We start from the raw sequence: 6,958 nt of genomic DNA, 5'->3' as shown, positions 1-6,958 counted from the left end.
AACCTATGTACTCCTTGTTGCCAAAAACTGTGTATTCCTGATTACGAAAAATCCTGCATTTGTGATTGCCGATTACACCAATCCGGAATTGGCCAAAAAAGCTTTTGGTTTTGGGCTATTTATATTGATCTTCAATCCCTTCTGTAGAAAGATCAGTCTAAATTCGAAAAAATGGCATTCACGTACTCTTGCGGGATCTTTTCTTGTTCCAGCCTGTTTTTATCTATAGATTTTAATAGTGTATAAAGCCCAGCCTCGTGTTTATTCAGTTGGTCCAGCCTTTCTGCATTATTTCGTTCGCCATTGACGGCAAATTCATGGAAGGTGTGAAAAGTTTGGCTATCCATCATTATACTTTGGGTATGTGCATAATAACCTCGGAGTTGGTGTAAAAGCTGAAATCCATGTTCATCTATATCTCCCCAATAATAAATATCTTTACGTTTGAGCCACCCGGTATTTCTCAGGTAACTTATATTGAAACCGCCGCCGCTCCAAATGGCGATTGCCGATGGAATAGGGGGTATGGTCAGGAAGTTCATCTTGTTCTCGGCGATCAGTACCTTTTTACAACCCCAGTCTGTCATTTCAAAATCGGAAAGTCGAATGCTCAGGTCCATTATATTATTATGAATGGCCAGCTTTTCATCTAAGATCCGGATCCGGATCAAAGGTTCGTCATGTTTCAGATAATAGCGTTCTGGGAATTTTTTTTGATCTTTATTACGGATATGTTCCGGGAGAAGGAAGTCAAATAATGATAGCAGCAATGCGCTATTTTGTTCAATAAATTTAGTGTGCAGCGGGATAGGTAATTGCCGTATATAGAGATTGGGTCTTGGGTTAAAGACAAAATACTGACATACTTTCAAAATATCCGGCCAGTTTGCATCCGGCAGGGTTAATAACAAGGCATTATTTATAATCCATTCCTTTAGCTGGGGAAGGCATTCTGCCAACAATTCATAATTCCGGGTAAATAGTTTCCATTCCTTCCGCTTCCCGGTACAATGCAAGTAGTCATCGGCTGTTTCGAATACGATACTATCTGGCAATTCATGTGTTCCCGATCGCCTGAAATTTTTACCTGCTGTTTTTACAAGATAACCGATCCCGTTTTCATTCTTCGAATCCCTGTATAAAACTGAAATCTCATTCTGAAGATCTTCAAATCGGTGGGTGACGTCTGCCGGTTGTACTTTTCCGATCCTGTCAATTTGCCGTGGGAAAAATGGTTCATTGGATATATAACTCTGCAGGAATGGTTTCCACCATCGCAGTGCCTGTAGTTTTATTTCTTCCGGACTGATCATTTCATTAGAATTATGAATTGGCATGCCTGAATAGGCTGTCATGTCTCGATTTTTCTATCTCGTACTCCTCTTTGGTAAAGTTACTTACTTGTGAATTATTCCCGTCCTTGTTACTGACAAAATGAAAGGAGTTGACATGACCTTCTATGATATGTATTTTCTGCAGCGGTGTCACGATGAGTAATTGCAGGTTCAGCTTCCTGAAGAGTTCAAGCCCGTAACGTGTGCTCTCGTCGCTCCCCCTGCCAAAAGCCTCATCGATCACCACGAACCGGAAACTCCGGCTCTTGATTTCGCCAAATTGTAATCCGAATTGATAGGCAAGGGCACTTGCTAATATGGTATAAGCCAGCTTCTCCTTCTGACCACCGCTCTTTCCACCGGACCCTTCGTAGAATTCCTTCTCCGTGTGATCTGCATTATAGCGTTCGCTCGCATTGAATTCGAACCATTGCCGTACATCCGTAACGGTGGCGGTCCATTCCTTATCGAGGCTTTCGGCGCTGGCAAAGCGATCTAATATCCTCTTCACCTGCTCGTACTTATCTTCGGTATACAATTCCGAATTGTTACTGAAGGAATTCGTATAGCATTTTTTCAACTCTTCTCTGAACAGACGAACTTCCTTACTGGGAGTGGCGTCCATTAATATAGTAATGTAAGTATCCTGGGCAGCATTGTAAACTATTTCAGACAGATGCTGATTGATCGTCTTTATTTTCACCTTGATATCCTTTTCGTGCTTCTCGAGTTGGCTGTCGAATACCGCGATGCTATTAATGGTATTTTTATTCAACTCCTCCTTAAACCGCTCTTCATGTCTTTTCAGGTCTTCGGAGACCAGTCGCTCGAATTTTTGCATATACTCAGTCCTGGCATCGATATTTTCGCCGAGCTCGCTGTATTCCGCCTTGGAATGCTCCTTTATTTCCCGCATTTTCCGCTCTATGGACGAGCGCAACGAGCTCAACCTGAACCGAAGCTTCTTTAATTCACCGGTATCGCCTTCAAAAAGCTTTCTAAACTGCTCCTGCTGCCTGTCGATGGAAGAAAGACGTAAATTTCTATCGGTCAGCTTTTCTTCGATGACCGGAAAATAGTTTTCCCGTTGTTTCGGATCGGCCTGCCTGACTGTCTCTTCCGTATCCAGCAATTGGACTTGGTAGGTTTCAACGGATTTTTTCAGCCCCCCTATTTCCTGGTTCTTCTCCGTTTCTTTTTGCTTAACTTCTTCTATCAGACGGTTAACTTCATCTCTTTTGTTGTGAAGCAGGGAAAGAATATCATTGTTATTCAGCAGCTCGTGGCGTTCCTGCCCGAGCTGATGAATCTTTGCTACATGATATTTCCAATTGATCCGATCGAAATCCCTGACAGTGAGTAAAATACTCAGTTGCCGCCCGATAGCTTCGTTATTTTTCTGTTGCTTTTCGATTTCCCGTAGACTATTTTTGAGTATATGGAACTCCTCCTCAAGGTCTGAAATAGCACCTTCCAGGGCTTTTATCTTTTCCCCATTGCTCCAGCCCAACACATAATTACGTCGGTCATCGAGCCTTGTCCTGTCATCTTTCGTATGGCGTATCCTTCCGCGTTTAATCAATCCTTGCTGGGTGATCCCATATGGCACCTGCTGCAGATGTTCCACTTCCACGCAAAGAAAATCCCCGAAACTCCGTTGCAAATAGCTTTCCAGCCAGTCAGCAAAGGGCGAGTCCGGCTTAATGTCCAGTTTGTGCACGACACTATCATTATCCAACTGTCTGAATGTAGTCTGAGCGTTTTCCAATTCTGCATCCAGGTAGGTAAGCTTTATCCCTTTGCCATCTGCGCCACGGAGGGGATTGTCATTTATATACTTACTCACACTCCTGTAATGCGGACCGGGCACCAGCAGACTGATACCGGTATCCCGCAATAATTTTTCAACCGCCCCTTCCCAGGCCGCTTCCGACTCGTTCACCTGTAACAATTCACCTGCAAAAGGTAGATTTTCTTCATTAATATCCAGGTCCACGCACAACCGGGTTCTGAATCCCACCAGCCATCCGGGTATCTGCGTCTTACGATCTTTTAATGATTCAAGCTCTTTTTGCTCGACCTGCAGCTCACTTTCATTTTTACGTAGTTCGCTTACCAGGTTATCCCGCTGTTCCTTCAGTTCGGCATCCTTTATTATACAGGCTTCATTGATGATCCCTGCTTTGTGAATATTTGCATGAAAATCAGTTTCATTCGATACAACTTGCAATCCGCATGGCAGGGCCAGTCTTTCATAGTCCTCAAAATCCTTTTTCTTTACTTCTTTATCCTTGTCATGTTGCTTTATTTCAAGATCAATTTGCTCCAATCTTTTGCCGCCATTATTGTCAATATCCTGCAATATGCCCAGCTTTTGATTTTCCAGCTCGTCTTTTTGTTCCGCTAACCTTTTTTGAATTTTCGACGCGACGTCCAGGTCTTCAAGGGTCTTTGCAATCACATCCCGTAGCAATTGCTGTTTTTGTTCTGCAAACCAGGCGGGTATCACCCCGAGCATCATCTCGATATTCTCTATTTCCCTGCCTGTCTTGCCGTATTCCACGGAGAATTCCGTTAAAGGTTTCAACAGTTGGAATTGCTCCCTGGCATTGACTACGGCCCCATGCGCCTTATTCAGATCATCGAAGCGTTTCAACAGGGATGTGATCTGCTCTTTTACATCGGTCCGTTCCAGCATTTGCTCGCGAACGAAATCAGTCAGGCTGCTGACAGACTTCATGGATACAGTCTGGTAAAAAAGGTCGATGGCCTTATCGCTGTTCATCCCGAAAAGGCGCCGGAACTGTTCGCTATACTGGCTGAAATTATCACTGAACAACTGTAATCCTTCCGTCTGCCGTAACCTTTTCCGGAGATCGTTGATATCTGTAAAGCCGCTGAAATGTTGGGTGATGGTGAGCGGTGCCGGGCTGATGATAAGAAGCTTTTCCACTTTCCCATCCTTCCCGATCCAGAAGACCTGGGCAAGGCATACGTCCTCTTTGTAGCCCTCATTATGAAAATTCCCGGCAATTACAGTATATGTATTATCGTCCGGACGTAAATATATTTTCCTGGCTATTTTGGTGATCTCCTCCTTTTCTTTCTTGTATTCGCCTTTGACATAACTTAAAAGATTCCGCTCTTTGCCTTCCGCCCCTGCCGCCTTATTGAATACTATTTTATTGTGAGGCACCAACAGGCAAGTAAGTGCATCCACCAATGTAGATTTACCGGAACCGATGTCGCCGGTCAATAAGGCATTGTATCCGTCGGGTTCGATCTTCCATCGCACCTTATTGAAAGTGCCCCAATTAAGTACTTCCAGGTATTGTAGCCGGAAGCCGGCGTTCACCGGGGCGAAATCCATCTCCAATTCTTCCATAAATTTCATTTTATCAGTCCGTTATATTTTTCTCCGCCGCGAACCCTTCCAGCTTTTGCAGCATATCGTCAATCACCCCGGCATTTACAAAACCTTTTATGATACGGTGTATCTCGTAGTTATTACTGTTGTCATCGAGTTTCCGCAGGAACCCGATATCGATCACTTTATTGATCGTGGTTATGATCTTATCCTGCTGTTTTGCCTCATCCGATGCGGTAGGAAGAAACCCTTTGGTACGATTAATGATCTCCTGCTGGGTAATAATGGCCCTCACAGTTCCTCCCTGAGCATCCTGTTCCAGCAGATATTTCCGAAGTACGAGGCACAACAGCGACGTAAAGAAGTTCAACTGCCGCTTTTCCGCCAATCTGGGCAACTCCGCTCCTTCTTCCAGCTCTTTCTGTTGCAGGTAAGCATAACCCTCGCTTTTGTCGATATAAACATCGAGGCCAATGGCGGAAAAATATTTTTTTATTTCCGGCTCATATTGCAGGAGGTTTTCCCAGGCCTCTTTTTGATGATTATAAAGAATGCCTTTCAACAAGGTTATCAAGGCAATTGAATGTACCTGGATCATAATTTATCGGTTAAAAATGATAAGAGGCGTCTCTAATTGGTATTGCACCCCGGTTTCTACGTTCATAATATTCAATTTCTCGGCGCGCTCATTGTCAATATAATGCCTGGAGTCCCCGGTGGCAATTTGCATATAGCCCAATATCTCGGTAACGCCTTTTGTCGGCCGGTAATGCAGCAATACTCCCGAAAGGGATACCTGGGACTTAGTCCGCAGTAATGTTTTAACATTATTCCTCAGTTCATCTATATTGACATAAAATTGCCCGAACAAGGCATTTGTGTCCGCGTCTGCTGTCCCTTCCTCTATGACCGTTTCTTCAAAGTGAATTTTCAACGGTGGCGTAAAAAGAGGGCGTTCCATTAAAAAGGCAGGGCGGAATAAGCGGTCTGTTTCCATTAACACCTGTTGCGTATCCAGATCGTCCTTATGCTCTAATAAAAGACCTTCAATGGCCTCAATACTCCGCAGGATATGTCTGCTCTCTGACAGATTTTTCTGTTCCACGTACTTTCGTAATTGCTCGATCAGTCCATCGTTGCTCCTGTTCACTTTATCACCGGCATCCACGAGGTTGGTCTTGATCCTGTCGACGATCTGTTCCTGTTTCACCTGCTTGATGACGGGGATCCCATTCAACTTTTCGATCAGACCCTCCAATTCCTGTTGCATACTTTCACTCATCAGGAATTCCCAAAATGCTTTAAAACTTTTTCCCTGGTCCGTATTCCGCAAGTAATCCTGCTGTTCGAAAATATTGTCCAGTAAAACTCCTTTCGCCAGGTTGCTTTTGATAATTGTTTGCCGGGTCTGCGTATCCAACTCCCTGAAGTTTTCTTCCACCTGCCTGAAATCCGCCAGCAAACGCCTTGCCGTCTCTTCCGCCAGGAAATAATCCTCCTTTAGTTGCGTGTCCGAAGGTTTGGCGTAATGCCCCTTTTTGATCTGTTCCATCTCTTCGTCTATTTTCTTCCGTTCTTCCTGCAATTGCTGTAGGCGTTCGTACGGCCCCGCCGTCCTATTGACTATTTGCTGCAACAAGGCGAAGAACTGCAACAGCCGGCTATGTGTTCCTACGAATTGCTGCTTATTCAGGTCGTCGAGCCATTTCAAGGCATTTTCAGTAGCCGGGGAAAGCTCGTATACCGGCTCATCCGCCGTCTCATAATATCGCCGTAAATATCCCTGCTGCGACCATTTTTGCAGATAGTCCAGGGGCGGTTTAGCGTGATCGGATATCCCCTGGCGATCCAGGGCGAACAGGAAGTCCCCCAGTAAACCGCTAAGACCGGATTGAGAATAGGATATTTTGTCCTGCTGCTTGAAGGCGAGATGAAAAAAGCTTATCAGCAAAGGAAAATGCTCCGCTCTAAATATTTGGAGGGTTTTATCATTTTTGTAAAGGGATAATGCTTTTTCAAAGTTCATAATTAAAGGAAATGGGAGGTGAATTTACCAAAATCCTCCATGTTCTTGTCATATTTCATGGAGGATCGCCTGCATTTGCAAATGTATTTGTCCGAATCTGTGCATTTCTGGTGTATAAATAATCGCAAAGTGAGCTCGTTGGGACCCCTTACAATATAACACTCCCCATATTCGAGACCAAAAGGTTAGGGTGTTAAGTTAAGATTTGTCTTGCGGTATTCATAGATCAGG

The 6,958-nt window shown here is 44.3% G+C and carries 4 protein-coding genes; all 4 read right to left on the bottom strand.

What is annotated here, in order from left to right; translation table 11 throughout:
• Positions 1-152: 152 nt before the first annotated feature.
• From ACX0G9_RS31355 to ACX0G9_RS31340, 4 genes are read right to left on the bottom strand one after another with little or no spacing between them, the layout of a single operon-like run.
• Positions 153-1,355, bottom strand: coding sequence for a Wadjet anti-phage system protein JetD domain-containing protein (locus ACX0G9_RS31355; RefSeq protein ID WP_459068947.1), 1,203 nt, complete (start codon positions 1,353-1,355; stop codon positions 153-155).
• Positions 1,324-4,719 (bottom strand): ATP-binding protein, encoded by a 3,396-nt coding sequence (locus ACX0G9_RS31350; protein ID WP_459068946.1) that lies wholly within the window; start codon positions 4,717-4,719, stop codon positions 1,324-1,326. Before ACX0G9_RS31350 ends, ACX0G9_RS31355 begins: the two co-directional genes overlap by 32 nt.
• A 13-nt stretch (positions 4,720-4,732) precedes the next feature.
• Entirely contained in the window at positions 4,733-5,299 is a 567-nt protein-coding gene (locus tag ACX0G9_RS31345) for a DUF4194 domain-containing protein (protein ID WP_459068945.1), read from the bottom strand.
• Between the two features lie 3 nt (positions 5,300-5,302).
• The gene (locus ACX0G9_RS31340) at positions 5,303-6,727 is read right to left on the bottom strand and encodes a DUF3375 domain-containing protein (protein ID WP_459068944.1); all 1,425 of its coding nucleotides are present in this window, start codon (positions 6,725-6,727) and stop codon (positions 5,303-5,305) included.
• Positions 6,728-6,958 lie beyond the last annotated feature (231 nt).

The organism is Flavitalea flava (assembly GCF_054461575.1).
The sequence above is the reverse complement of the archived record's forward strand: the minus strand, read 5'-3'. Positions and strand labels throughout refer to the sequence as shown.